Annotated in this window: 20 protein-coding genes; 9 read left to right on the top strand and 11 right to left on the bottom strand. The window is 64.3% G+C overall.

Going from position 1 to position 25713, the window contains the following annotated elements; all coding sequences use genetic code 11:
- Positions 1-4: 4 nt before the first annotated feature.
- From P6U30_RS25960 to P6U30_RS25935, 6 genes are all read right to left on the bottom strand, one after another.
- On the bottom strand, positions 5-790 hold the full coding sequence (locus P6U30_RS25960) for an ABC transporter ATP-binding protein (RefSeq protein WP_407165707.1): 786 nt from the start codon (positions 788-790) through the stop codon (positions 5-7).
- Entirely contained in the window at positions 778-1833 is a 1056-nt protein-coding gene (locus P6U30_RS25955; protein ID WP_407165706.1) for a dihydrodipicolinate synthase family protein, read from the bottom strand. The genes P6U30_RS25960 and P6U30_RS25955 overlap by 13 nt, the downstream gene beginning before the upstream one ends.
- An 8-nt stretch (positions 1834-1841) precedes the next feature.
- Complete coding sequence (locus P6U30_RS25950) at positions 1842-2669, bottom strand: GNAT family N-acetyltransferase (RefSeq protein WP_407165705.1); 828 nt, start codon at positions 2667-2669, stop codon at positions 1842-1844.
- A complete protein-coding gene (locus P6U30_RS25945) occupies positions 2656-3693 on the bottom strand; it encodes an NAD-dependent epimerase/dehydratase family protein (RefSeq protein ID WP_407165704.1) in 1038 nt (345 codons plus the stop codon). The genes P6U30_RS25950 and P6U30_RS25945 overlap by 14 nt, the downstream gene beginning before the upstream one ends.
- Before the next feature lie 15 nt (positions 3694-3708).
- On the bottom strand, positions 3709-4479 hold the full coding sequence (locus tag P6U30_RS25940) for an ABC transporter permease (protein ID WP_407165703.1): 771 nt from the start codon (positions 4477-4479) through the stop codon (positions 3709-3711).
- A 398-nt stretch (positions 4480-4877) separates the two neighbouring features.
- Positions 4878-5525, bottom strand: a complete 648-nt coding sequence (locus tag P6U30_RS25935) for a TetR/AcrR family transcriptional regulator (RefSeq protein ID WP_407165702.1) — start codon at positions 5523-5525, stop codon at positions 4878-4880.
- 100 nt (positions 5526-5625) lie between these two features.
- Between P6U30_RS25935 and P6U30_RS25930 the strand changes: the two genes are divergently transcribed.
- Positions 5626-6630 (top strand): ABC transporter substrate-binding protein, encoded by a 1005-nt coding sequence (locus P6U30_RS25930; RefSeq protein ID WP_407165701.1) that lies wholly within the window; start codon positions 5626-5628, stop codon positions 6628-6630.
- 6 nt (positions 6631-6636) lie between these two features.
- Here the strand turns inward: P6U30_RS25930 and oxlT are convergent, their stop codons facing one another.
- Both oxlT and P6U30_RS25920 read right to left on the bottom strand, forming a co-directional pair.
- Positions 6637-7947 carry an oxalate/formate MFS antiporter gene (gene oxlT / locus P6U30_RS25925; RefSeq protein WP_407170544.1) on the bottom strand — a complete coding sequence of 437 codons (1311 nt, stop codon included), beginning with the start codon at positions 7945-7947 and terminating at the stop codon, positions 6637-6639.
- Positions 7948-8012: 65 nt separating this feature from the next.
- On the bottom strand, positions 8013-8801 hold the full coding sequence (locus P6U30_RS25920) for an IclR family transcriptional regulator (protein WP_407165700.1): 789 nt from the start codon (positions 8799-8801) through the stop codon (positions 8013-8015).
- 122 nt (positions 8802-8923) lie between these two features.
- Between P6U30_RS25920 and P6U30_RS25915 the strand changes: the two genes are divergently transcribed.
- Positions 8924-10744, top strand: a complete 1821-nt coding sequence (locus tag P6U30_RS25915; RefSeq protein WP_407165699.1) for a flavin-containing monooxygenase — start codon at positions 8924-8926, stop codon at positions 10742-10744.
- A 51-nt stretch (positions 10745-10795) separates the two neighbouring features.
- A complete protein-coding gene (locus P6U30_RS25910; protein ID WP_407165698.1) occupies positions 10796-12733 on the top strand; it encodes an alkyl/aryl-sulfatase in 1938 nt (645 codons plus the stop codon).
- 87 nt (positions 12734-12820) lie between these two features.
- Here the strand turns inward: P6U30_RS25910 and P6U30_RS25905 are convergent, their stop codons facing one another.
- Entirely contained in the window at positions 12821-13888 is a 1068-nt protein-coding gene (locus P6U30_RS25905; RefSeq protein ID WP_407165697.1) for a glycosyltransferase family 4 protein, read from the bottom strand.
- A 315-nt stretch (positions 13889-14203) separates the two neighbouring features.
- Between P6U30_RS25905 and P6U30_RS25900 the strand changes: the two genes are divergently transcribed.
- The 4 genes from P6U30_RS25900 to P6U30_RS25885 all read left to right on the top strand — a co-directional run bounded on the left by P6U30_RS25900 (position 14204) and on the right by P6U30_RS25885 (position 20116).
- A complete protein-coding gene (locus P6U30_RS25900) occupies positions 14204-15967 on the top strand; it encodes an ABC transporter ATP-binding protein (protein ID WP_407165696.1) in 1764 nt (587 codons plus the stop codon).
- Between the two features lie 69 nt (positions 15968-16036).
- Positions 16037-18238: a glycogen debranching N-terminal domain-containing protein gene (locus P6U30_RS25895; RefSeq protein WP_407165695.1), complete on the top strand. Its 2202-nt coding sequence runs from the start codon at positions 16037-16039 to the stop codon at positions 18236-18238.
- 50 nt (positions 18239-18288) lie between these two features.
- Positions 18289-18789, top strand: coding sequence for a PRC-barrel domain-containing protein (locus P6U30_RS25890; protein WP_407165694.1), 501 nt, complete (start codon positions 18289-18291; stop codon positions 18787-18789).
- A gap of 94 nt (positions 18790-18883) precedes the next feature.
- The gene (locus P6U30_RS25885; protein WP_407170543.1) at positions 18884-20116 is read left to right on the top strand and encodes an MFS transporter; all 1233 of its coding nucleotides are present in this window, start codon (positions 18884-18886) and stop codon (positions 20114-20116) included.
- Positions 20117-20177: 61 nt separating this feature from the next.
- Here P6U30_RS25885 and P6U30_RS25880 read toward each other — a convergent pair whose 3' ends face one another.
- A complete protein-coding gene (locus P6U30_RS25880) occupies positions 20178-20927 on the bottom strand; it encodes a 2OG-Fe(II) oxygenase family protein (protein ID WP_407165693.1) in 750 nt (249 codons plus the stop codon).
- A gap of 251 nt (positions 20928-21178) precedes the next feature.
- A complete protein-coding gene (glgA, locus tag P6U30_RS25875) occupies positions 21179-22579 on the bottom strand; it encodes a glycogen synthase GlgA (protein WP_407170542.1) in 1401 nt (466 codons plus the stop codon).
- A 267-nt stretch (positions 22580-22846) separates the two neighbouring features.
- On the opposite strand from glgA, the gene P6U30_RS25870 reads away from it, so the two are divergent.
- Entirely contained in the window at positions 22847-24052 is a 1206-nt protein-coding gene (locus tag P6U30_RS25870) for a CaiB/BaiF CoA transferase family protein (RefSeq protein ID WP_407165692.1), read from the top strand.
- Positions 24053-24166: 114 nt separating this feature from the next.
- Positions 24167-25708, top strand: coding sequence for an ABC transporter substrate-binding protein (locus P6U30_RS25865; RefSeq protein ID WP_407165691.1), 1542 nt, complete (start codon positions 24167-24169; stop codon positions 25706-25708).
- Positions 25709-25713: the final 5 nt, after the last annotated feature.

Below are 25713 nucleotides of genomic sequence, written 5' to 3'. Positions count from 1 at the left end.
CATCCTAGCTATGCGCGCCTAACCCCAGGCTCGCATAGATCCGCCGTGCATAGGCGCCGAAGGCATCCGTCGTTTTGATCGGCAAATCGCGCGGCAGTGGGAGGTCGATCGGAAAATACTCGGACATCCGCGCCGGTCCCGCCGTTAGCACCGCGCAATGCGAGGCCAGGAACACGGCTTCCTGGATGCTGTGGGTGACGAAGATGATGGTCTTGCCGCTCTCGCGCCAGATCCGCAGCATCTCCAGATTCATCTGCTCGCGGGTCAGCGCATCGAGCGCGCCGAACGGCTCGTCCATCAGGATCAGCTTTGGATCGTGGACGAAAGCGCGCGCGATCGCGGTGCGCTGCTGCATGCCGCCGGAGAGTTGCTGGGGATATTTGTCCTCGTAGCCGGCAAGCCCGACCATCTTGAGCAGATCGCGCGCCCGCTCACGCGCCGCCTTGATCGGCAGGCCCACGATCTCCGCCGGCAACAGCACGTTGTCGAGGATGGTGCGCCACTTCAACAGCAACGCCTGCTGGAACACCATGCCGATGTCGCGCGCCGGGTCGAACGGTGTCTTGGCGTTGCCGATCTTGACGGTACCGCCGTCGGCGGCGTGCAGGCCGGCCAGGATCTTCAGCACCGTGGTCTTGCCGCAACCAGAGGGGCCAACCAGCGACACCAGCTCGCCCTGCTGCACGTCCATGGTGACGTCGGAGACCGCGAGGAATTCACTGCCCTTCGACCGATAGAGCTTCCGGACGTTGCGCAGTCTGATGAAGGGTTCCGCCGTCATGCCAGCCATTTCTCCAGGTTGGCGGCGACGAACGCATCGTCGGACAGATCGGCATGCTCGCGGCAGACCCGGTCGATCTCGGCCATCTGACCCGGGCTCAGGCCTTCGGCCGGGTCGAGGCACCAGATGCCCTGCATCAGCCCTTGGCGCCGCAGGATCTCGTGGCAGCCGGCGATGCAGCCATGGAAATTGTTGGCGACGTCGAAGAAGGCGCTGTTGCAATCGGTGACCCGGGCATCGAGCGCGAGCAGGTCCGCCGGCACGGCCTCCTTGTGGCGGGCCGCCTTGCAGGCCTCGAACTGCCTGATGGCGCTCGCGGTCCACACCGACCAGTGGCCGAGCAGGCCGCCCTTAAAGTAGATGCGCGTGGTGACGCCGTTGTCGCGCAAGTCGAACGGCAGCGTCAGGTCGAGCAGGATATGATCGTCGTTGCCGGTGTAGAGCGCGACCCGGTCGAGTGCGCCTGCGGCAGCGACGCCACGCAGCACGTCGAGGGTGCGGTAGCGATTGAACGGCGCGATCTTGATCGCGATAACGTTGTCGATCGTGGCAAAGCGCCGCCAGAAATCGGCGCTGAGGATCACGCCGCCGACTGCCGGCTGCAGGTAGAAGCCGACCAGCGGGATCTCCTTCGCGACCGCCTCGCAATGGGCGATGATCTCGTCCTCCGGGGCGGATTTCATCGCGGCGAGGCTGAGCAGGCCGGCGTGATAACCGATGCCGCGCGCGACCTGCGCTTCCGCAACGGCCTGACTTGTGGAGCCGGCGAGTCCAGCGACCATCGCGAGCGGCCGCTTGCTCCAGGCCGCGGCGGTCTCGGCGGCAAGCTCCAGCACCGGCTTGTAGAGGCCGACATCCCGGATCGCGAACTGCGTGGTGTGGACGCCGACGGCGAGCCCGCCCGCGCCGGCGTCGATGTAGTAGCGCGTCAGCGCGCGCTGATGCCTGACGTCGAGCCGACGATCGGAATGAAGCGCGAGCGGATGCGCGGGCACCACCGTGCCGTCGGCGATCAGCTTGCGGACCTCTGGGTTGATGTCGCTATGATGCATGGCGTGTCCTATCCAAATTCCGGTCCGGCGACGGCGAAAGGCTGCTCTGCGCCCGGCGCGGTCCGGGGGCCGAAGCGCATCCGCTGGAACGGGCGTTCGACGGTCCAGCCCGAGGCGACGAGCCCGTTCAGGAAATCGGTCTGCGCATGCACGGCGTCGATGATCAGCGGCCGCGTCTCGGATTGCGCGATGGCTGCGACCAGCGCAATGGCGCTCGCGGCATCGTCGGCAAATAGCGGCCCGACGTGGCGGGCGACGCGGCCGTCGCGGACCAGCGCAATCGCGTTGCCGTTCGAAGCAAGGCGCGAGCCGGAGCGCCCGCAAAACTCATGCAACAGCGCATCGCGTTGAAAGCCGTAGGCGCTGCGGTCGCGCTTCATCAGATCGTCAGCCCGTCCGGTCAGCAACGCCTTTGTGCCTTCACGTCCTCTCGTCGCATTGGTCAGGCGAAGCCGGCGCAGCTCCAGCGTCGGGGTGAAGCCAAGGGGACCATAGACCGCGGCACCCGCCGGCGTGGCGTCGAGCCATACCGTCAGGTTCCGCTTTCGCGCCGCCTCGAGGCAGGCATCCACCAGCCGCGTTGCGATGCCGCGGCGCTGCCAGCTCGCGGTGACCAGCACCATGCTGATCCAGGCATTGCCGTCCGTGTAGGGCACCAGCGCCGCGGTCGCGATCAGATGGTCTCTGTCGCGCACGCCGAACACGATGCCGTGGCTCAGGAAAAATTGCCAGTCGGCCTCGTTCTGGTTCCACTGCGCTTCCGTCGACAGCGCGAGGCCGGCCGGCGCATCATCGACGCCGAGCTCGACGATTGCGAGGTCGTCAGTACCGGCCATCGCGCACCTCATATTTGGTAGGCTTGCCAAGGCTCGGCATCGACCGCGCCACCCAATCGGCGGTCCATGCGACGAGCTGGTCAGTATCGACGATCGGCAGGCCGAACAGTTTCACGGCCTGCGATGTGTTGGTCAGCCAGGCGGTCGGTTCCTCCTTGCCGACAATCACCGGCGCGCGGCCAAAACGCTGACCGAACTTGGCGGCGAGGTCGCGCACGCTGAGGATCTCGTGGCCGCTGACATTGATCGGCGAGGTCGGCGTGTCGCAATGCGCGAGGCAGCGCAGCGCCTGTGCCGCCGCATCGCCCTGCCAGATGAAATTGACGTGGCCGAGGCTGACGTCGATCGGCTGGCCCAGATACACCTTGCTGGCGATATCGTGCAGCACGCCGTAACGCATGTCGATCGCGTAGTTGAGGCGGAACAAGCGGCCGGGCGTGGAGAACTTGCGGGAGAAATACTCGAACATGCGCTCTCGTCCGACGCAGGACTGCGCGTACTCGCCGGGCGGGTTCGGTGCCATGTCCTCGCCCGCGCCCTTGCCGTCGACCGGGACGAAGGGATAGACGCAGCCGGTCGAGAACGCGACGATCCGCGAGCCGGCGAAGGCCTGCGCGACCAGCGCCGGAACGTGCGCGTTCATCGCCCAGGTCAGCGAGAGATCGCCCTCCGCGCCGAACTTGCGGCCGGCCATGAAGATGATGTTCGGGCTCTTCGGCAGCGCCTTGACCGCAGCTTCATCGAGCAAGTCGCAATTGACGGTCTCGATGCCGCGGGCCTGCAGCCAGTGCTTCACCTCGGGATCGCTGAAGCGCGCGACGCCGATCACGCGGCGATCGGGCAGGGCCTGCTTGGCGAGGCCCGCCAGCGTCGGCCCCATCTTGCCGGCGACGCCGAGGATCATGATGTCGCCGTCGACTTTGCCGAGATCGTCGATCAGCGCCCGGCTCGGCCGGCACAGCAGCTCGTCGAGCGCGGCGAGGTCGGGGATTGTGTCGGGCAGGGTGTCGCCGGTGAGCAGCATGGGTCGTTCCTGTTGTTATTGCAGCCTGACGTCGCGGACCACGAACAGCCGTTCGAGGCCGAGCACCAGGCCGTAAAGGGCCACGCCGAGCAGAGTGAGCAGCACCACGGCCATCACCATCGCCGGCGTGTCGAGCGAGGACTGCACCTGGATCATCAGGTAGCCGAGCCCGCGCTCGGAGGCGATGAACTCGCCGACGATCGCGCCGGCCACCGCCAGGATGGCGCCGACCTTCATGCCGGAGAACACGTAAGGCAGCGAGCCCGGCAACTGGATCTTGCGGAAGATCGTCCAGCGCGAGCCGCGCAGCGATTTCACCAGATCGAGCAGATCAGGCTCGACCTCGCTCAGTCCGCGCGCGGTGGTCAGCAGGATCGGGAAGAAGCAGATCGAGAACGCAATCAGCATGTTGGGCACGATGCCGTAGCTGAACCAGACGATGACGAGCGGCCCCAGCGCGACTTTCGGGATCATGTTCATGGTCACGAACAGCGGCAGCAGCACCAGGCTGACCAGCGGCGACCAGGTGAACACGACGGCGAGCGCGACGCCGACCAAGGCTCCAAGGCAGAAGCCGCCGAGGATCTCGGCCGCGGTCACCAGCAGATTTTGCAGCCAGGCATATTTGGCGGCGCCAAGGGTCGCGATGGTTTCCAGCGGCGAGGGCAGGATGAATGTCGGGATGTGGAAGGCGTCGACCACGATCTGCCAGAGCACGATCACGGCTAGATGCGCGATCAGGATGATCGCAAATGACCGCGCCGACCGTCCTCCGCCGTTGAGCACCTGATTTACTCCCTGTCGTTCCGCCTGATCCTCGGGGCGCCGGGCAACCTATCGCGGTCTGCGGCAGCTTTCAACCATCTGGTTGATTAGAGGTGCTGGGTCGGCCAGAGCCGAGACGGCCCTCCATCCACCGCCGTCGTCCCAGCGAAGGCCGGGACCCATAACCACCGGATTTGACCGGAAGCGGGCAAGGTGGCCGCAGCGTCCCGCAACAATGAGCATTTGGGGTAATGGGTCCCGGCTTTCGCCGGGACGACGCTGGGATAGTTCTTACGATGTCTCAGCGCCGTCATCGCGCGCGAACGCGCGCCCGATGACAGGCTCCGCGACGAAGCAATCCATCGTTTGCTCACCTCATGCTGCACCCACAGTACGCTGCGGGCCGTATTCATGGCCCGCTACGGCCGCAGCGACTGCATCACGAGATCGACGACATGCTTGCGCCGGGCGCGCCTCTCGGCCGGGCTGGAGAGGTCCTTGCCGAAGATCGCCGACAGCGTCGGCGTGTTGGAGAAGAAGAAGTAGCTCAACCCCGCGATCGAGATGTAGAGATGCACGGGGTTGACGCCCTTGCGGAAGATGCCGGCGCGGACGCCCTCAGCGAGAATCTTCGAGACGCTGCTGACCAGCGGCGAATGCATCGCCTCGAGCCTGCTGGAGCCGCGGACATGGCGCGCGCCGCCGCGGTTCTCGTCGTTCAACAGCACGATGAAGTCGGGATGCGCGGCGAGATGGTCGAACGAAGCCTCGATCAGCGTCTTGATCGCCGCATCCGGCGGCAGGCCTTCGAGATTGAGCTTGCGCTCCTGCTCGCGGATCTCCTCATAGACCCATTCCAGCACGGCGAGGTAGAGCGCGTCCTTGTCGCCGAAATAGTGATAGACGAGCTGCTTGTTGACGCCGGCGCGTGCCGCGATCTCGTCGACCCTTGCGCCGGCGAGCCCGTTCTCCGCGAACTCGCGCCGCGCGGCGGTCAAGAGCTTCTTCTTCGTGGCGACGGGGTCGCGGCGCTGCGGCTTGGTGTCGTCCGATCGTCTCTTGAGCATTTCCAACCAAACAGTTGACAACTGGTCTCGTCCTCTATTGCATTGGTAGCGTCAGGGACGTGCGGCGACAAGGCCAGCCTTGGAGCTCGAGGAGGATGCGATGAGAGGTTTGAGAGCGGCAGCTTTGGCGATCGCGCTCGCGATGCCGGCAGCACCATCCGTTGCGGGCGAGGCCGTCAACCTGATCTTGAACTGGACGCCGACCGCCGACCATTCGCCGTTCTATTATGCGAAGGCGCAGGGCTGGTACGAGAAGGCCGGTATCGATCTCACCATCGAGGTCGGCAAGGGCTCCGGCGTCTCGGCGCTGAAGGTCGGTTCTGGTGGCTCGCCATTCGGCATCGCCGACCTTGCGACCATGCTGGTCGCGAAGGGCAAGGGCGCCGATGTCGTTGCGCTGATGAGCATCTACGCCAACACCGGCCAGACCTTCTACTGGCTGAAGAGCTACGGCGTGAACGGGCCGAAGGATTTTGCCGGCCACAAGATCGGCAACCCGCCCGGCGACGCTTCGCGCGTGATGTGGCCGGCCTTCGCCAAGGCCGCGGGCATCGCGCCCGATTCCGTGACGTTCGTGAATGTCGGCCCGACCGCGAAGATCGCGGCGCTGAAGAGCCACACCGTCGATATCATCAGCGACTTTTACAACGAGCACGACCTGAAGGTGATCGAGTTCGGCAAGGATCTCGGCTACCTCAATTGGAAGGACATCGGCCTCAACCCCTACGGCAATTCGCTCGTCGTCAACGGCGCCTACATGGCGAAGCACCCGAAGCTGGTCGAAGACTTCGTGCGGATCACGCAAAAGGCCTATGCCGCCTGCGTCGCCGACGTCGCGCCGTGCCTGAAGGCGCTGCTCGAGCAGGCCTCCGGCCTCGACAAGGAGAACCAGGAGCGGCAGTGGGAGCGCATCAAGTATCTGATGACCGACGAGTTCACCACGACCAGGGCGCTCGGCTGGATCGACGGCGAGCGGATGAAGAAGGACTACGAGCTGGTCCAGACCTATCTCGGGATGGAGAAGCCGTTCGATGTCAACACCGCATTCACGACCAGGATGCTCGACGGCAGCATCAAGATGGATGCGAGCAAGGTGAAGAGGTGACGTCGGTCAGGTCGGCTGCGTCCCGGAAACCCACGCTTGCTCGTCGCCTGCGCGCGTCACGACCTTCTGCCGCATCGGCTTGAGAACAATGATGGCCATCAGCGCCGCAATGATGTTGAAGAGCGAGGCGATGATAAAGGCGCCCTTCCAGCCGCCAGTCTCCACCACCAGCACGTTGGCGAGCGGGACAAGCAGTGACGCGGTGCCTTTCGCGGTGTACAGCAGGCCCGCATTGGTCGTGGCGTACTTGACGCCAAAGCAATCGGTGCAGGCGGCGGGAAAGAGGCTGTAGATCTCACCCCAGGCGAAGAATACGACCCCGCTCAGGAGCACAAATGCCAGCGGGTTTTGCCCATAGACATACAGCGCCCATATGCCGACGCCCTCCAACGCGAAGGCAATGAACATCGTGTTCTCCCGGCCGAGAAAGTCGGAGACCCAGCCGAAGAACGGTCGCGTGAGTCCATTAAGGACGCGATCGATCGTCAATGCAAATGTCAATGCCGGCAGGGTGATGCCGATCAGCGTGACCGGCGTGGTGTCGAGATGAAAGTCCTTGGCGATGGGCTTGAGTTGCGCAGTTGCCATCAATCCCCCCGCCGCCATCAGCATGAACATCAGATACATGACCCAGAAGGTCGGCTCTCTGAGCACCTGCAACGGTTGGTATTGGCGTCGACCTTGCTGCACGAGACTGGAGGCGTCCGGTGCCTGCCCGCGCTGCGGTGCAAACAGCAACAACGAGAGCACGACCACGATCACGCCCTGGCCGATGCCGAAGGTCAAGAACGTAGTCTGGTAGCCATGCGTTGTAATCATCCTTTGAATGGGAATGATCGTAAGCGCCGAGCCGATGCCGAAGCCGGCGGCGGTCAATCCGGCGGCGAGCCCGCGGCGGTCGGGAAACCACTTGAGTGCGTTACCGATGCAGGTGCCGTAAACGGCTCCGGCCCCGAGTCCGCCGATGATCTGGGCGATGTACAACATCGAAAGCGAGCTTGCGAAGGAGTTGAGAACCCAGGCGAGCCCGGTGAGCCACCCGCCCGCGAAGACGACGATCCGCGGCCCGAAGCGATCGACGAGGTAGCCCTCGGCGGGCACCAGCCAGGTTTCAAAGAGCACGAACAGCGTGAACGCCACCTGGATCGAGGCCAGGCTCCAACCAAATTTCTGGCTGATGGGAATCGTGAAGAGTGTCCAGCCATATTGGAGGTTGGCGATCATCACCATGCAGATGATGCCGATTACGAGCTGGCCCCAACGGGTCGCTTCGGACACCCGCTCGACGGGCTGATCGGTTTGTGGGGTTGCGGTCATCGAGGTCACTCCTCGCCCCGCAAACTAACGCGCGGAAGTTTGTGCAGGTTCCGCCGATGCGCGGTCTATGCCTCCGTGACCAGCGCGCGGATGCTGCGGGCGAGGCCAAGGATGCGCGGGCCGCATTCGCGCTCGATCTGCTCCGGGCTGAAGCGGAATGAGGGAACGCCGCAATTGACCGACAGGCATTCGCCGGTCGGCGTGCGATAGAGCGGCGCGGCGACGCCGAAGATTTCGCGCCGCCACTCGCCGAGCGAGACGGCGAAGCCGCGCTCCCGGCACAATTCGGTGTCGGGCAAGGTCCGCTTGCGGACATAGTCGAGGTCGTTGGGGCGCTCAGCCTTCACGCGCGCCACATAGGCGTCGATTTCATCCCCGGTGAACAACGACAGCAGCGCGCGTCCGACCGCGGTCGGCGCCAGCGAAGAGACAAAGCCGACGTCGGGAACGTGCGGCGCCGCATCCGTGGTGCGCAGGGTCTCGACATAGATGAAGTCGAGCCCGAACGGCATCGCGAGCGACACGGTGCCGCCGGCGTAAGCTGCGAAGTCGCGCATCAGCGGGCGCGCGAGCTGGCGCACTTTCAGCGATGACAGGACGGGATAGGCGGCGGCGAGCACGCCGAGCCCGGGCACGAAGCGGCCCTTGGCGTCGCGTCTGAGATAGCCGAGCTGCTCCAGCGTATAGGTCAGCCGCGACACGGTCGGCCGCGACAGGCCGGTGTGCAACGCGAGCTCGGCATTCGACAGCGAGCCAGGGTGATTGCGGAAGGCCGCCAGCACGTCGAGCCCGTGCGCCAGGGTGGTCGCAAAGGACGGATCCGTCTGATTTTCGGCCCGGGAAGGCGCTATCATGCAGAATAATGATCTCGAACGCCAATAATTGTCAATATATCGAAATGAATTTGCCAATCGTTCCAATATCGGCTTATGTCCGGGGATAACGATAAACAGCCACTGGAGCGAGGCGTCTTCCGATGACGACGATCGAGCAAGCCCGGGATGCAAAGCCTTCCGGAATCGACAAGGAGCGGCTGCGCCAGAAGTATCGGGAGGAGCGCAACAAGCGGCTGCGTCCCGACGGCAACGACCAGTACCTGCAGATCAAGGGACAGCTCGCGCATTATCTCGATGATCCCTACACGCCGCTCACTGAGCGCGCGGCGAAGACTGATCATGTCACCTTTGCTTTCATCGGCGGCGGCTTTGCCGGGCTTGCCACCGCGGCGCGGCTGACCGAGGCCGGCGTCAAGGACGTCCGCATCGTCGAGAAGGGCGGCGATTTCGGCGGCACCTGGTACTGGAACCGCTATCCCGGCGCGCAGTGCGATACGGCCTCGATGGTTTATATGCCGCTCCTGGAAGAGACCGGCCACATGCCGTCGGAAAAATACGCGCATGCGCCCGAGATCCTCGCGCACTGCCAGCGCATCGGCCGGCATTTCGGCCTCTACGGCAACGCGCTGTTTCATACCGAGGTCGTGAGCCTCGATTGGGACGAGGCACAATCGCGCTGGACCATCCGCACCAACCGCGGCGACGCCTTTACCGCGCAATATGTCGGCATCGGCACCGGCCCGCTGCACGTGCCGAAGCTGCCCGGCATTCCCGGCATCGAGACCTTCAAGGGCCACTCGTTCCACACCAGCCGCTGGGATTACGACTACACCGGCGGTGATCCTGGCGGCGCTGCGATGCACAAGCTCGCCGACAAGCGCGTCGGCATCATCGGCACCGGCGCGACGTCCGTGCAGTGCGTGCCGCATCTCGCCCGCGCCTGCAAGGAGCTCTATGTGTTCCAGCGCACGCCGTCGTCGGTCGACGTGCGCGGCAATGCGCCGATCGACCCCGAGTGGTTCGCAGGCATCGCGACGCCGGGCTGGCAGCAGCGCTGGCTGGAGAATTTCACCGCCAACCAGGCCGGCGGCTCGGCGGAAGAGGATCTGGTGCAGGACGGTTGGACCGATTTGTCCAAGCGGATCCGCGCCAAGATCGTGCTGTTGCCGCGCGAGCAACGGACCGTGGAGAACATGCGGGCCGCGTTCGAAGAGTCCGACTTCGAAAAGATGGAGGAGATCCGCAACCGGGTCGATGCCATCGTCCGCGATCGCGAGACCGCCAAAAACCTCAAGGCCTGGTACGGCCAGCTCTGCAAGCGGCCCTGTTTCCACGACGCCTATCTTCAGGCCTTCAACACGCCGGGTACGCATCTGATCGATACCGACGGCAAGGGTGTCGAAGAGATCACCGAGCGCGGGATTGTCGTCGCCGGCAAGGAGTATGAACTCGACTGCATCATCTACGCCTCAGGTTTCGAGGTCGGCACCGAGTACAAGCGTCGCGCCGGCTTCGATCTGACCGGCCGCGGCGGCGTCAAGCTGTCGGACTATTGGGGGCAGGGCATGCGCACCAAGCACGGCATCCACGTCCACGGCTTCCCCAATGTGTTCTTCGTGCTGCCGACGCAGGGCGCCAATCTCATCTCCAACGTGCCGCATAATCTGACGGACACGGCGCGGACCATCGCGCTCATGGTCCGTCACGCGCAGGACAACGGCTTCAAGGCGATCGAGGTCAGCAAGGAGGCCGAGGATCGCTGGGTCGAGCTGCTGCTGACCGGCGTCGGCCGGATGATCGGCGGGCCCGACTGCACGCCCGGCTACTACAACAATGAGGGCCGCGAGCCGGGGCCAGCCGCCCGCCTCAACGTCGGCTATCCCGCCGGCGCCTCGGCCTACTTCAAATATATCGACGAATGGCGCCGCAGCGGCCGGTTCGAAGGTGTGCAGTTTCGCTAAAGCGAAGCGCGATCAGCGTTTGATATCTGTTGTGTGAGGGAGTGGACGACCATGACAATCGCCGGCGAAACGCCCCAGCAAGGGCCCAAGGCTGCATCTGCATCCGTCGTCGCGCAGCATCAGGCGACGCTGAGAGCGCTGCCGTTCTCTGACACGCGCGATTTCGACGACGCCGCGCGCGGCTTCCTCGGCACCATCGAGAATGCGAAGATCACCAACGCGCAGGGCCGGGTGGTCTGGAGCCTCGAGCCTTACGGCTTCCTCTCCGAGCAGACCGCGCCGCCGACGGTCGACCCCAGCCTGTGGCGGCAGTCGCGGCTCAACATGCATCACGGCCTGTTCGAGGTGGTACCCGGCGTCTACCAGGTGCGCGGGCTCGACATCGCCAACATGACGCTGATCGAGGGCGACAACGGCGTGATCGTGGTCGACACGCTGACCTCGATCGAGGGTGCACGCGCCGCGATGGAGCTTTACTTCAAGCATCGCGGCAAGCGGCCGGTTGCGGCCGTCATCTTCACCCATACCCATACCGACCATTGGGGTGGCGCGCGCGGCGTGCTCGGTGACGCGATGCAGGCGGCCGGCGTGCCGATCATCGCGCCGAACTTCTTCATGGAGCACGCCGTCTCCGAGAACATCATTGCGGGGCCGGCGATGCTGCGCCGCGCGCAATACCAGTTCGGACCGTTCCTCGCCAAGGGCGTGCACGGGCACGTCGATTGCGGCCTCGGAAAGACGATGGCTGCGGGCGCGGTGGCGCTGTTGCGGCCGACCGACCTGATCATCGCGACAGGCGACAAGCGCGTCATCGACGGTGTGGAGTTCGAATTTCAGATGGCGCCGAACAGCGAGGCGCCGGCGGAGATGCATTTCTTCATCCCGCGCTACAAGCTGTTGAACCTCGCCGAGAACTGCACGCATAATTTCCATAATCTGCTGCCGTTCCGCGGCGCCGATGTCCGCGATGCGCTGGCCTGGTCGAAATATCTCGGCGAGGCGCTGCAGATGTGGGGCGGCAAGGCGGAAGCGATGTGCGGCCAGCATCACTGGCCGGTGTGGGGACGCGAGCGGATCGACACCATGATCCGCCAGCAGCGCGACCTCTACAAATACGCCCACGACCAGACTATCCGGCTGATGAATCACGGGCTCAACGCCGCCGAGATCGCCGAGACCATCCGCCTGCCGCAGAGCCTCGAGGGCGCCTGGCACGGCCGCGGTTATTACGGCCACATCAGGCATAATGTGAAAGCGATCTATCAGAAGTATCTCGGCTGGTACGATGCCAATCCGGTCAACCTCGATCCGCTACCGCCGGTCGCATCGGGCAAGAAATATGTCGAGTATATGGGCGGCGCGGACGCGATCCTGAAACGCGCCGCGGCGGATTTTGCCAAGGGCGAATTCCGCTTCGTGGCGCAAGCTGTCAGCCATCTCGTGTTCGCTGAGCCCGACAATGTGGCCGCGCGTGCGCTGCTGGCCGACACTTTCGAGCAGCTCGGTTATGCCACGGAAAGCTCGACCTGGCGCAATGCCTATCTGTTTGGCGCCCAGGAGCTGCGGCAGGGCATGCCGAAGACGCCACCGCGCTCGTCGATGCCACGCGAGACGCTGGCCGCGCTGCGTACCGAACAGATGTTCGACGCGCTCGGTGTTCGCCTCAACGGTCCCAAGGCCGAAGGCAAGCGCATCGTGCTGAACTGGAGCTTCACCGATACCGCCGAGACCTTCGTCCTCAATCTGGAAAATTCGGCGCTGACCTACGTGAACGGCGCGCAAGCGCCCGATGCCCATGCCGGCTTTACGCTGGCGCGGGCCACGCTCGATGAGGTCATCGCCAAGCTGACCACGTTCCCCGACGCGGTCGCCGCCGGCAAGATCAAGGTCGTGGGCGACGCGGCGCGGCTCGCCGAGTTGATGGCGCTGATGGACGAATTTCCGCGGATGTTCGAGATCGTCGAGCCGAAACGGACAATGGTGACCTGAACGTGGAGCGATGGAGCAATCGAACGACCCGACGGCCCGGCACGGATGTGCCGGCCCGCCGGATCATTCGATCGGCCGCTGTAACCCTTACTCGGCGCTCGCCACCAGTTGGAAGCGCGGCTTGGCTTCCATCAGGCCGCGATAGGCGGCGAGATAGTCCAATGCCATCCGGCGCGCAGTGAAGCGGGTTTCGAACTGCTTGCGGATCGCAGTGCGGTCGAGCGTGCCGAGACGGCCGACCGACGAGATGGCACTGATCTCGTCCTCGACGATGAAGCCGGTGACGCCGTCCTCGATGATCTCGGCCACCGAGCCGCGATTATACGCGATGACAGGCGCGCCGCAGGCCATCGCCTCGATCATCACGAGGCCGAAGGGCTCCGGCCAATCGATCGGAACCAAAAGCCCGATCGCACCGCTGAGGAACTCCGGCTTTTCGCGGTCGCTGATCTCGCCGATGAACTCGACCAGCGGGTTCTCCTTGATCAGCGGCTTGATCAGCTCGTCGTAATATTCCTGGTCGGCGCGATCGACCTTTGCCGCGATCTTCAGCGGAATGCCGCAGCGGGTCGCGATCTTGATGGCGCGATCGACGCCCTTTTCCGGCGCAATGCGGCCGAGCACCGCCAGATAAGACGGATTGATCGGTTGCGGGGTCAGCAGGTCCTCCGGCAGCCCGTGATGAATTGTCCGCACCCAATGCGCCTGCGGTACCGGCCGCCGTTGCGCGTTGGAGATCGAGATGACCGGAATTTTCGGAAAAGTGTTGAAGACGGGTTGGTGCTCGGGAAGGTCGAGCCGCCCGTGCAACGTGGTGACGAACGGCGTCGGCTCCCGCGAGAACAGCGACCACGGGTAATAGTCGAGGTGAAAGTGCAGGAAATCGAATTCGTCCTCGTCGCACTTTTGCCGGACGCGCTCCAGCATCACCATGTGCAGTGCATTCGGATCGCGCACGGAGCCGTCGAGACGCAGCGCCTTGGGCCAGGTCGCATCGAGCTTCGCTGACGTCTTGGAGTCGCCGCTGGCGAACAGGGTGACGTCATGGCCCAGGGCCACGAGCTCTTCGGTCAACCAGTGCACGACCCGTTCGGTCCCGCCGTACAGCTTGGGGGGAACAGCCTCCGTCAGCGGGGCCACCTGCGCGATGCGCATCTCTCCGTCTCCTTGTGTGTAATGTGGATGAACAAGACCCTCAGCCCTCTGATGGCACCGGCATGCCGAAGACGGGAACGTTCTCGCACGTGCGAGGTTCCTTAGATGTGGAAGTTCTGGCGGTTCTTTCTTCCTTCACACTGTGGTCTTGCTGATGCCATCTCGCTCCAACACGTTTTTGCCGACGCCAGAGTTGCAAAATTGTTGCGCAGTGATGGCTGCATCAAGGAATCCGAACGCCGCCCTTCACGTCATCGTGCACGAGAGCATCGATTAAAAATTTCTCGTTCACCTCAACAACTTTTGCAGGACGTCATGGACCATCTCTCAGGATATGCGCACCGTCCCTTTCCATTTGTGTTGCGCTATCTGCGCCAGCGGCTGACGTCGCATGTTGTAATTTTGTCAGCCGTGGTCGCAGCGGTTGCCTGCTCGGTGGGCACGCAATATGGCGTGAAGAGTCTGGTCGATGCTTTATCCGCCGGTCCGTCCTACGCAGGCGGCGTATGGCTGGCATTCGCTCTGCTCATGTCGCTGATCGCGGCCGACAATTTCCTGTGGCGGATTGCAAGTTGGACAGCAAGCTTCACCTTTGTCAGCGTCACCGGCGACCTTCGCCGCGACATGTTCCGCCATCTCACCGGCCACGCCCCGAGCTATTTCTCGGACCGGTTGCCGGGCATGCTGACCAGCCGGATCACGGCGACGTCGAACGCGGTGTTCACGGTCGAGAACATGTTTGTCTGGAATGTGTTGCCGCCCTGCATCGCGACCTTTTCGGCGATCGCGCTGATTGGAACCGTCAGCGCGACAATGTCCGCCGTGCTGGTGGTGATATCGGGAACCATGGTGGTGGCGATGTTCCGGATGGCGGCCGCCGGCAAGCCATTGCATGACGACTATGCCAACAAGGCTGCGGCAGTCGACGGCGAGATGGTCGACGTCATCAACAACTTGCCGCTGGTGCGGGCATTCTGCGGTCTGCGCTACGAGCACGATCGGTTCGATGCAACTGTGAACCGGGAACTCATCGCGCGCGGCCGTTCGCTCCGCTATCTGGAGAAGCTGCGCCTCACCCACGCGGCCGTGACCGTCGTGCTGACGGTCGCGATGCTCGCCTGGGCCATCAATCTCTGGCAACAGGGCGCGGCGACCACCGGCGATGTCGTGCTGGTCTGCACGCTCGGCATCTCGATCCTCAGCGCGACGCGCGATCTTGCCGTGGCGCTGGTCGACGCCACCCAACATCTGGCGCGGTTGACGGAAGCCCTTGCAACCTTGTTGCAGCCGCACGAGCTGAAGGACCATCCGGAGGCCGAGCCGCTGGTGAAGAGCGGTGCGGCGATCGCGTTCAACAATGTCTCGTTCGGCTATCCCGGCGGCTTGCAGGTGTTCGAGCGCTTCAGCCTGCGCATCCAGCCCGGTCAGAGGGTCGGCCTGGTCGGCCAGTCCGGCGGCGGCAAGTCCACGCTGTTCACGCTGCTGCAGCGTTTCTACGACGTCGACCACGGCAGCATCACGGTCGACGGCCAGGACATTTCGCGCGTCACCCAGCAGAGCCTGCGCGCGGCGATCTCGGTGGTGCCGCAGGACATCTCGCTGTTCCATCGTTCGATCATGGAGAATATCCGCTACGGTCGTCCCGATGCGACCGATGACGAGGTGCGGCGGGCTGCGATCGCCGCGCGCTGCGACTTCATCGAAACCTTGCCGGAAGGCATGAACACCATCGTCGGCGACCGCGGCATCAAGGTCTCCGGAGGTCAGCGCCAACGGATCGCGATCGCGCGCGCCTTCCTGAAGGACGCGCCGATCCTGCTGCTCGACGAGGCGACCGCCGCGCTCGATGCGGATTCCGAGGAGGCGATCCGCGAGGCGTTGTCGCGGCTGATGCGCGGGCGTACGGTGGTGGCGATTGCGCACCGACTCGCGACGCTGCGCAGCTTCGACCGCGTGGTCGTGCTGCAGGGTGGCCGGATCGTCGAGGACGGCCCGCCCGATATCCTCGTGAAGGGAAGGGGTCCCTATCGCGACCTGGTCGCACGAGAGATGGGCCGCCTCTCCACCAGCGCGGCCTGACCGCGCCATCAAGCGTTGTGTTGCGTTCCGGTGCGTTCGTCGCAGCAATAAGGGTCGCCCGAGGTTCAGATGGCAACCGACGTCGTTACGCAGATGATCACCGCCCGCATCGTCGAGCGGGTCGCCGAATCGCCGTTTTACATTCCGATGACCGGGCCCGCGGCGCGGCCGCGGCGCTCGCTCAAGCACGACGACACCTTCATCGTGCTTGACAGCCATGGCGATATCGGCGCCTCAGCGGGCGGGCCGGACGGCCTGTTCAACGCCGATACGCGCTATCTCGCCCGGCTGGAAATGGTGCTGGAAGACGTGCAGCCGCTGCTGCTCGGCTCCAATCTGCGTGATGACAATTCGGCGTTGACGGTCGACCTCACCAATTCGGATGTCTATCGCAACGATCGCCTGACCCTGCAGAAGGATACGCTGCATATCGTGCGCTCGATCTTTCTGTGGCGCGGCACCGCCTATCAGCGCATCGGACTGCAGAACCACGGCGACCGTCCCGCCAGCTTCGATCTCACATTGCTGTTCGACAACGACTTCGCCGACCTGTTCGAGGTGCGCGGCGAGCGCCGGGCACGGCGCGGCACGGGCTCGAGCAAGCTATTGGGGCCGACCGATGTCGCGCTCGAATATCGCGGTCTCGATGAGCAGTCGCGGGTCACGGCGCTGCATTTCGATCCGCGGCCGACACGGCTGTCGGTGAATGCGGCGACATATCATTTCGACCTTGCGCCCAGCCAGGTCACGTCGTTGTTCGTCGCGGTGTCCTGCAACAAGCCGGTCATGCAGAAGCCGGTGCCGTTCTTCCGCGGCTTGCTGGCGCACCGCCGCGAGATGCGGAATCTGTCGGGCGGCGCAGCCAGCGTCGAGACCTCCAACAATATCTTCAACGAGGTGCTGTGCCAGGCGATGGCCGACCTCAACATGCTGATGACGGAGACGCCGCAGGGCCGTTATCCGTATGCCGGCATCCCCTGGTATTCGACGACGTTTGGGCGCGACGGCCTGATCACCGCGCTGCAGATGTTGTGGATCGATCCGCGGATTGCGCAGGGCGTGCTGAAGCGGCTCGCCGTATTCCAGGCAAAGGCGGTTGATCCGCTGGCGGATGCCGCGCCGGGCAAGATCCTGCACGAGATGCGCGGCGGCGAGATGGCGGCGCTGCGCGAGGTGCCGTTCGCGCAATATTACGGCAGCGTGGATTCGACGCCGCTGTTCGTGCTGCTCGCGGGGCTCTATCTCGAGCGGACCGGCGACGAGGCGACGCTGCGCGAATTGTGGCCGGCGATCGAGGCCGGGCTGCGATGGATCGACGGACCGGGCGATCCGGACCATGACGGCTTCATCGAATATCAACGTGCCACCGAGCAGGGCCTGCAGAATCAAGGCTGGAAGGACTCCTACGACGCGATCTTCCACGCCGACGGCAAGCTCGCCGAGGGATACATCGCGCTGTCGGAAGTGCAGGGCTATGTGTTCGCCGGCAAGCGGCTCGCCGCGAATGCGGCGCGCCGGCTTGGCATGCCCGAGAAGGCGGCCAGGCTCGAGGCCGAGGCCGAACGGCTGCGCGAGCGCTTCGAGGACGCCTTCTGGTGCGAGGAGCTCGGCACCTATGCCGTAGCGCTCGACGGCGCCAAGGAGCAGTGCAGGGTGCGCACCTCCAATGCCGGCCAGCTCCTGTTTTCCGGCATCGTCCGCGAGGATCGTGCGCGGCGGGTCGCGGCCGACCTGATGAGCCAGAAGTTCTTCTCGGGCTGGGGCATCCGGACCGTCGCGGTCGGCGAGGCGCGCTACAATCCGATGTCCTATCACGACGGCTCGATCTGGCCGCATGACAACGCGCTGATCGCGCTCGGCTTCGCGCGTTACGGCCTGAAGCATTCGGTGGCGCATCTGTTCAAGGGGCTGTTCGACGCCGCGAGCTACATGGAACTGCGGCGGTTGCCGGAACTGTTCTGCGGCTTCCGCCGTGAGCTCCGGCGCGGCCCGGTACTCTATCCGGTTGCCTGCGCGCCGCAGGCCTGGGCGAGCGCGACGCCGTTCACCCTGCTGGAAGCGGCACTCGGGCTTGAATTTGATACGGCGCGCGGCGAAATTCGCTTGCGCAATCCGCGCCTGCCGGATTTCCTCAACGAGGTGGTGGTGCGCGACCTCCGGCTCGGAGCGTCCAGCGTCGATTTGAGATTGCGCCGCCATAATGGCGAAGTATCGCTCGAAGTGCTGCGCACGCGCGGGCAGATCCAGGTGTCGATCGTGCTGACGCATTGAGCGTCGCACCGCCGCCTTGCGTGCAGCCAGGAAGATCGTGGGAGAGTTTCATGCGTTCGAGGATCATCATCTCGCTTGTCGCGGTGACGCTGGTCACCTGCGCCAGCGTCCGCGCCACCGACGATTCGCCGTCACCATCACCTTCGCCGCCACCGGCAGCCCAGACCAATCCGAAGGAGCAGGCCAAGGAACCGTCGCCGCCGCCCTCGGTGACCGTGATCGGGGCCCGTGACGCGCACGGCATTCTCGGACGCGACGTCCGCAGCACGGCCAATGAAGACATGGGCCGCATTGTCGACGTCATCGTCGACCGCGACGGCAATGTGCGCGCGGCCGTGATCGACTTCGGCGGGTTCCTCGGCGTCGGCAGCCGCAAGATCGTGGTCGACTGGAAGGCGCTGCGTTTTGCCGGCGTCAGCAACAAAAGCGACAGCATCACGCTTGATCTGACGAAGCAGCAAGTCAGCGCGGCGCCCGAATACAAGGAAGATACGCCACTGATCGTGCTGGGTGCGGCCGGAAGCCTCCAACCGTGGGATTACGAGCATTAGGGGAACGACGCTGGTCGCACGTCCGAATTCTTCCTTCGAGACGATTGACGACGATCGTGGCAAGCGATCAGCCGGCAGCACCGATTTTGTGCCTCTGGTTCCAGATCCGCCCAGGCCGGAGCCATCGCGCACGCCTTCGCGCGAGAGCCAGCGCGGCCTGGACTGGTTCATCTTCTTCCTGGCTGACGTGCAGACCGGCTTCGGTCCGTTCATTGCGGTGTATCTGACGACGCAAAAGTGGACCCAGGTCGAGATCGGCTTCGTGCTCTCGATCGGCGGCATCATCGGCCTTCTGGGCCAGATGCCGGGTGGTGCGATCGTCGATGCGGCACGTTCGGAACGGATCGTCGCCGGGTTTGCGGTTGCGACCATCGGCATGAGCGCGTTGGCTTACGCGCTCTGGCCCATCTTGCCCGTGGTGACGGTCGCCGCGACGTTCCATGCGCTGGCAAGCTGCGTGCTTGGTCCTGCGATCGCCGCCATCAGCCTGGGATTGGTCGGACCGCGCGCGATCGGAGAGCGGCTCGGCCGTAATGCGCGTTTCGCCTCGCTCGGCAACGGCTCGGCTGCGGCGCTGATGGGCGCCTGCGGCTATCTGCTGTCGAGCCGCTCGGTGTTCCTTGTCACGTTCTTCCTTGCGATTCCGACGCTGCTGTCGTTGTCACGGATCCGCGAACGCGAGATCGACATCGCCCAGGCCCATGGCGAGGTGAAGCGCGAAGTCCCGGACAAGAAGGCGACCAGCGTCTGGAGCCTGGTGCGGCAGCGGCCGCTCCTGATCTTTGCCGGCGGCATGATGCTGTTCCAGCTCGCCAACGCGGCGATGCTGCCGCTGATGGCGGGCGTGGTCACGGCGCGATCGAGCCAATGGGCGACGGTCCTGATCGCGGCATGTATCATCGTGCCTCAGGCGATCGTGGCGTTGTCCTCACCGTCGGTCGGACGCAAGGCACAGGAATGGGGCCGGCGGCCGCTCCTGCTGATCGCGTTCAGCGCACTCGCGATCCGCGGCCTGCTGTTCGCAACGGTGCGTGATCCCTACCTGTTGGTGGTGGTGCAGGTGCTCGACGGCATCACCGCCGCCGTTTTCAGCGTGATGGTGCCGCTCGTGGTTGCCGATGTCGCGTACGGCACCGGCCATTTCAATCTGGCGCAGGGCATTGTCGGCACCGCCGTCGGCATCGGCGCGTCGCTCAGCACGGTGCTGGCCGGTTACGTCAGCGACAAGCTCGGCAGCAGCGTCGCCTTCATGGGCCTCGCCGGGGTCGCGATGTTTGGGCTTCTCCTGATCTGGCTGGTCATGCCGGAGACGCGGCGCACCGAGTGACCGCCCGGGTGCGCCTGGATTCCGGAAACGGACCTCTGGGCAGCCGAGCCGACGGCTCTGCTCAGAACCCGACGGTCTCGTTCATATAGAACGTGTTGAGGATCGAGATCCGCTGCCGATCGGTCTTGATCGGCGGGCGGCCGTGCCAGCTCATCTTCGACAGCGAATGATAGGCCTTCAGCACCACAAACGCGTATCCGAGGTTGGGCAGGAAGGGAATGGTCTTCACTGGCTCAAGGCAGTAGGAGTTGACGTGAAGCAGTCCCTTGAGGGACGCCTGATAGAGCGTCGTCCCGAGCGCCTCCATGCTGGCGTCCGTGGGACAATAAAGCTGCATCGTCACCACCTTCTTGCGCGTGTCCGGATGCGGCTTGATCTGGTAGCCGTCCCTGTCGACATAGAGCACCGGCTTTGCGACAAGCTTGACGTCCTCGACGCCCGGCAGCTTGTCGCCGCGGGCACGGATTTCGAGCCCGTCGTGCAGCTTGGCACGGATCGCCTGTTCGACCGGCTTCGAGGCCAACATGGTCGACGCGGCAGCCCAGAGCGGACGCAGTCCTGCATCGATCTTGTCGACATTGTCGCCGTAGAGGCGCAGCGCCATCCGCGTTCCCGTGCCGGTGATCGGATCATAGCCCTCGGTGGGGATGCTCTTGGTCAGATCCCGATAGAAATCGGCGGGAAAAAAATTGCGAAACACGATGTGGGGGAAGGGGGCGGCGGAATAATCGGCCGCCTCGATGCTCGCCACAGCGTGCGCGGTCAGCTCATCCGCGAGGCTCATCGGTGAGGTTTTGACAAGGACGTTCATCGGGTCCCCCCTTTGGATCGCAGGACAAGGAAAACTGGTGATCCCCAACAATCCGACGGTATCACATGTCTATCGGGCGGCGGCAACAATTGGCCGTGTGCCTCTTGGCGCCGGCAGGCACCCTGGTTCGCGATGTTGCGGCGCAGCGGTCGGCCGCATTCGCATCGGTATTATGGCTGTTATCTGTGGCGCGCGGACGCTTCGTCACGCGTGCCGCGGAGAAAATGAGCTGAAATCGCCGGGATCGCGCGTCATGCGGCCGCCCGCGGCATCACCAGTTTCTTGTAGAGCGCGCTGTAGCAGGCGGCCGACAGGTTCCAGCTATAGGACTTGGCCATCGCGCTGCGGCGCATGGCGTTGAGCCGATCCTTGGCGCGGAAGGCGTCGAAGGCGCGGCTGACGCCGCCGAGGAAGGACTCCGCCGAGGGCTGCGGGAACAGGAACCCGGTCTCGCCGTCGGCGATGGTCTCGGCGAGGCCGCCGGTCTGGTGGCCGATCGGCAGCGAGCCGAAGCGCTGCGCATACATCTGGCTGAGGCCGCAGGGCTCGAAGCGCGACGGCATCAGGGTGAAATCGCTACCGGCAAAAATCCGCCGCGCCTGCGCGTCGCTGAAGCCGATCACGACGCCGATCGCGTCGGGCCGGCGCCGGTGCGCCGCCACCAGCGCCTCCTCGATCGCGGGCTCGCCGCTGCCGGTGACGACGATCTGCCCGCCCGCGGCGACGATCTCGTCGGCGGCCGAGAGCACGAGGTCGACGCCCTTCTGATGCACGAGGCGGGCGACAAGGCCGAAGATCGGCCCGCGCGAGACCGCAAGGCCGAACTGGCGGCGGACATAGTCGGCGTTGGCCTGCTTGCCTTTCCAGTCGCCGGCGCCGAAGGGTTGGGCAAGCTCCGCGCAATGACGCGGGTCCCAGCTCTCGTCGATGCCGTTCAGGATGCCGGTAAGCTCATCGGCATCGGAGCGGATGCGTAACAGCCCTTCGAGCCCGCAACCGAGCTCCGCGGTCGTGATCTCCTTCGCATAGGTCGCGCTGACCGTGGTCAGGTGCGAGGCGTAGACGAGGCCACCCTTCAGGAAAGACAGCTTGTCGTAGAATTCCAGCCCGTCGATGTGGAAGGAGCTCTCCGGTGCGCCGATCCGCCGCAGCGAGTCCTTGGGAAACAGGCCCTGATAGGCGAGATTGTGGATGGTCAGGATCGACGGAATCCGCGCCTCGCGCCAGGCGAGGTAGGCCGGCGTGAGCGCCGCCTGCCAGTCATTGGCATGCACGAGGTCGGCTGCCCAGTTCTTGTCCAGCATGCCCACTGCAAGTTCGGCCGCGGCGGAGGCGAAGCGAGCGAAGCGGATGTCGTTGTCGGGCCAGTCGCGGCCGGATTGGTCGCCGTAAGGGTTGCCCGGCCGGTCGTAGAGTTGCGGGCACAACAGCAGATAGACCGGCAGCCCGTCCTTGGTCGACGCGCGCCCCAGCGTGCAGGCCGGCATCTCGGCGAGCGCAGCACATTGGCCAACGATTTCAATGTGAGTGAACTGCTCGACCACGTCCCGGTAGCCGGGAAGCATGATCCTGACGTCGCTCCACGCGCGAAGCGCCCGGGGAAGTGCAGCGGACACGGCGGCGAGCCCGCCCACACGGACGAAATCGTCCATCTCCGTCGTGACGAACAAGACCTTCAACAAGCGCCCTCGTTCCAGCCCGTGACAGGGACTATGCAAGATTGGGTCCAGTTTGCCGTTGAGTAAAGTGCAACACGACCCACGGTCCTGATTTGGACGAGACGCGTTCCTGTCCGCACGGCTCACTTCGCTTGTTTCGGCATGATCTTTTCGGAAAACCGGTTTCCGCTTTCCGGGATCATGCCTTAGGGTCGCGCGGCACTGAACAATGATGACCGCGCGACAGAGGAAGCCTTGGGAATGACAATAACCGGCAACGATGAGGGGAATTTGACACGGAGCTTTGGCGGCCTTCGCGTGCTCGATTTTTCGACCACGATCGCCGGACCTCATTGCACGCGGATGCTCGCCGACATGGGCGCGGAGGTGATCAAGATCGAGCCTGCCGAAGGCGAGACGATGCGGACCCGCCCGCCGGTCAGGAACAACTGCTCGACCGCCTTCGGCCAGCTCAACATCGGCAAGAGGAGCCTGGTGCTCGATTTGAAGTCGCCGTCCGGCATCGAGGCGGTGCGCCGGCTGATCGCGACCGCCGACGTCTTGGTCGAGAACTTTCGTCCCGGCGTAATGCGGCGGCTGAAGCTCGACTACGCCTCGGTGCGCGACATCAATCCGAAGCTGATCTATTGCTCGATCTCAGGTTACGGCCAGACCGGTCCGTCGGCGGAATTGCCGGCCTATGCGCCGGTGATCCATGCTGCTTCGGGCTATGAGATGGCGCATCTCGCCTATCAGCCGGGCCGTTCGCGCCCGGACTATTGCGGCATCTACCACGCCGACGTGCTGACCGGCATCTATGCCTTCGGAGCGATCTCCGCCGCGCTCTATCAGCGCAGTGCAAGCGGCAAGGGTCAGCACATCGACGTCTCGATGCTGGAATCGATGCTGAGCCTGACTTTGAACGAAGTACAGGCGGCGCAATTCGAAGTGAAGCAGCCGCAGCGGCCGATGTTCGGGCCGATCGAGACCACCGACGGTTACGTCATGGTGGCGATCGCCAGCGAAAAGACCTTCCAGAACCTGATGCAGGTGATCGGCCACCCCGAATGGGTCTCCGATCCGCGCTTTGCGAAGTATTCCGATCGCCGGGCGAACTGGGCCAGCCTGATGGAGGGCGTGGAGGCCTGGTCGCGCGCCATCAGCACGCGGGATTGTCTTGCCGCGCTCAATGAATACGGTGTGCCGTCGTCGGCCTATCGCACCGTGCGCGAAGCGCTCGCCGATCCGCAACTCGCGCATCGCGGCGGGCTTGCCGAGGTCGAGGATGGCGGCGGCACGTTCAAGGTGCTCAATCTGCCGTTCCGCATGTCGGGGGCGACGGTTGCCGTGGCAAAGCGGATGTCGACGCTCGGCGAGCACACGCTGTCCTACCTGAAGGAGATCGGCCTCTCCGAGGACGAGATCGCCGGTTTCACCGCGCAACGGTCGAAAGCGGCGCAGAGTTAACCTGCGGCTTTTCATCCGCGTTACGGTCTTGCCGCGCGCGGCGATTCCGGCCAATGTTGCCCCCTATAACACGACGATCCGGAACACCGGACGTTGCACCTTGGGAGGGAGCACATGAGGCCGGTCAACCGCGCGCACGCGCTTGCGCGTTTATTTCTCGTAGCGGGATTCGCGTCGGCGGCATTCATCGCGCCCGCCAGCGCGCAGAAGCAGGGCGGCACGCTCACGGTCGGCCAGGAACTCGACATTCCGGGCTTCGATCCGCTCAAGGTCGGCGTCTACGACACCTCGGCCAACACCGCGGCGGCCGCGATCTTCGATACGCTGACCACGCTCGACGACAAGGGCGAGGTGAAACCGAAGCTCGCGCTGTCGTGGGAGCATTCGGAGGACTTCAAGACCTGGACCATCAAGCTGCGGCCCGGCGTCAAATTTCATGACGGCACGCCGTTCAATGCGCAGGCGGTGAAGGAGAACTTCGACCGCCAGAAGGATCCCGCCAACAAGTGCCGCTGCGCGTTCTATATCACCAACATCAAGAGTGTGGATGCAATCGACGACCTGACGGTGCGCTACAATTTCACTGATCCTGCAGTGAACTTTCCGGCCACGCAGACCATTCAAAGCTCCAACAACGTGATGCAGTCGCCGGCCGCATGGAAGACCAAGGGCGACGACTACAATCGCAATCCGGTCGGCACCGGCCCCTACATCCTGAAATCCTGGACCGCCGGCGACCGCATGGTGCTGGAGAAGAACCCGGACTATTGGGACAAGGGCAGGCCCTATCTCGACCGCATCATCTTGAAGCCGCTGCCGGATGCGCAGTCGCGCTTTGCCTCGCTGCAATCCGGCGAAGCCGACATCATCTGGGATGACGAGGCTGACGCCGACAATATCATCAAGGCGCAGAAGGACCCGACTCTGGCTGTGCACACCTATCAAGGCTCGGGGGCTGCTGTCGCCGCCTTCAACACCAAGGTTCCGCCGTTCGACGACGTGCGCGTGCGGCAAGCGCTGGTGATGGCGCTCGACCGCAAGAAGATGTCGCAGGCGATCACCAACGGCTTGGCGCGACCGGCCACCAATCCCTATGGCGACGGCTCCTGGGTCAAGTGCAAGGATGACGGCGCGCTGCCTTACGATGTCGAAAAGGCCAAAGCGTTGATCAAGGACTACGGCAAGCCGGTCGAGTTCAAGATGCTGGTCACGGCGACGCCGCGCGGCCGCACCGGCGGTCAGGTGTTGCAGCAATTCTGGAAGCGGATCGGCGCCAATATGGAGATCGAGCAGGTCGATCAGGCCACCATCCCGCCGCGCGCCTTCATGCGCCAGTTCCAGCTCACGCCGTGGCGCATCGTCGATCTCGCCGATCCCGATCCACAGATGTACGCCAATTTCCACACCGGCAGCCCGGTGGCACTGGCGAACTATTCCAATCCGGAGCTCGACCGGTTGCTGGAGCATGCGCGAACCACGGCCGACGTCGCCAAGCGCACCGAGGACTATTGCGCGATCAGCCGTCTGATCAACAAGGAGGCGATCTGGTTCTGGACCTTCCAGAACACCTATTACGCGATCTCCAGCGCGAAGGTGAAGGGCGTGCCGAAGATGTTCAACGGGGTGCTCGACGTCTCCGACGCCTGGAAGGAATAGCGTTT

Origin of the sequence: Bradyrhizobium sp. ORS 111 (assembly GCF_045571485.1) — a bacterium.
In the GTDB taxonomy this organism is placed as follows: Bacteria; Pseudomonadota; Alphaproteobacteria; order Rhizobiales; family Xanthobacteraceae; genus Bradyrhizobium.
This window is presented reverse-complemented; position numbering and strand designations above follow the sequence as displayed.

What these genes read in the sequence shown, in the direction of transcription:
- P6U30_RS25960 (WP_407165707.1), bottom strand. Translation starts at nt 790, where the DNA reads ATGGCTGGCATGACGGCGGAACCCTTCATCAGACTGCGCAACGTCCGG.
- P6U30_RS25955 (WP_407165706.1), bottom strand. Translation starts at nt 1,833, where the DNA reads ATGCATCATAGCGACATCAACCCAGAGGTCCGCAAGCTGATCGCCGAC.
- P6U30_RS25950 (WP_407165705.1), bottom strand. Translation starts at nt 2,669, where the DNA reads ATGGCCGGTACTGACGACCTCGCAATCGTCGAGCTCGGCGTCGATGAT.
- P6U30_RS25945 (WP_407165704.1), bottom strand. Translation starts at nt 3,693, where the DNA reads ATGCTGCTCACCGGCGACACCCTGCCCGACACAATCCCCGACCTCGCC.
- P6U30_RS25935 (WP_407165702.1), bottom strand. Translation starts at nt 5,525, where the DNA reads ATGCTCAAGAGACGATCGGACGACACCAAGCCGCAGCGCCGCGACCCC.
- P6U30_RS25930 (WP_407165701.1), top strand. Translation starts at nt 5,626, where the DNA reads ATGAGAGGTTTGAGAGCGGCAGCTTTGGCGATCGCGCTCGCGATGCCG.
- oxlT (WP_407170544.1), bottom strand. Translation starts at nt 7,947, where the DNA reads ATGACCGCAACCCCACAAACCGATCAGCCCGTCGAGCGGGTGTCCGAA.
- P6U30_RS25920 (WP_407165700.1), bottom strand. Translation starts at nt 8,801, where the DNA reads ATGATAGCGCCTTCCCGGGCCGAAAATCAGACGGATCCGTCCTTTGCG.
- P6U30_RS25915 (WP_407165699.1), top strand. Translation starts at nt 8,924, where the DNA reads ATGACGACGATCGAGCAAGCCCGGGATGCAAAGCCTTCCGGAATCGAC.
- P6U30_RS25910 (WP_407165698.1), top strand. Translation starts at nt 10,796, where the DNA reads ATGACAATCGCCGGCGAAACGCCCCAGCAAGGGCCCAAGGCTGCATCT.
- P6U30_RS25905 (WP_407165697.1), bottom strand. Translation starts at nt 13,888, where the DNA reads ATGCGCATCGCGCAGGTGGCCCCGCTGACGGAGGCTGTTCCCCCCAAG.
- P6U30_RS25900 (WP_407165696.1), top strand. Translation starts at nt 14,204, where the DNA reads ATGGACCATCTCTCAGGATATGCGCACCGTCCCTTTCCATTTGTGTTG.
- P6U30_RS25895 (WP_407165695.1), top strand. Translation starts at nt 16,037, where the DNA reads ATGGCAACCGACGTCGTTACGCAGATGATCACCGCCCGCATCGTCGAG.
- P6U30_RS25890 (WP_407165694.1), top strand. Translation starts at nt 18,289, where the DNA reads ATGCGTTCGAGGATCATCATCTCGCTTGTCGCGGTGACGCTGGTCACC.
- P6U30_RS25880 (WP_407165693.1), bottom strand. Translation starts at nt 20,927, where the DNA reads ATGAACGTCCTTGTCAAAACCTCACCGATGAGCCTCGCGGATGAGCTG.
- glgA (WP_407170542.1), bottom strand. Translation starts at nt 22,579, where the DNA reads ATGGACGATTTCGTCCGTGTGGGCGGGCTCGCCGCCGTGTCCGCTGCA.
- P6U30_RS25870 (WP_407165692.1), top strand. Translation starts at nt 22,847, where the DNA reads ATGACAATAACCGGCAACGATGAGGGGAATTTGACACGGAGCTTTGGC.
- P6U30_RS25865 (WP_407165691.1), top strand. Translation starts at nt 24,167, where the DNA reads ATGAGGCCGGTCAACCGCGCGCACGCGCTTGCGCGTTTATTTCTCGTA.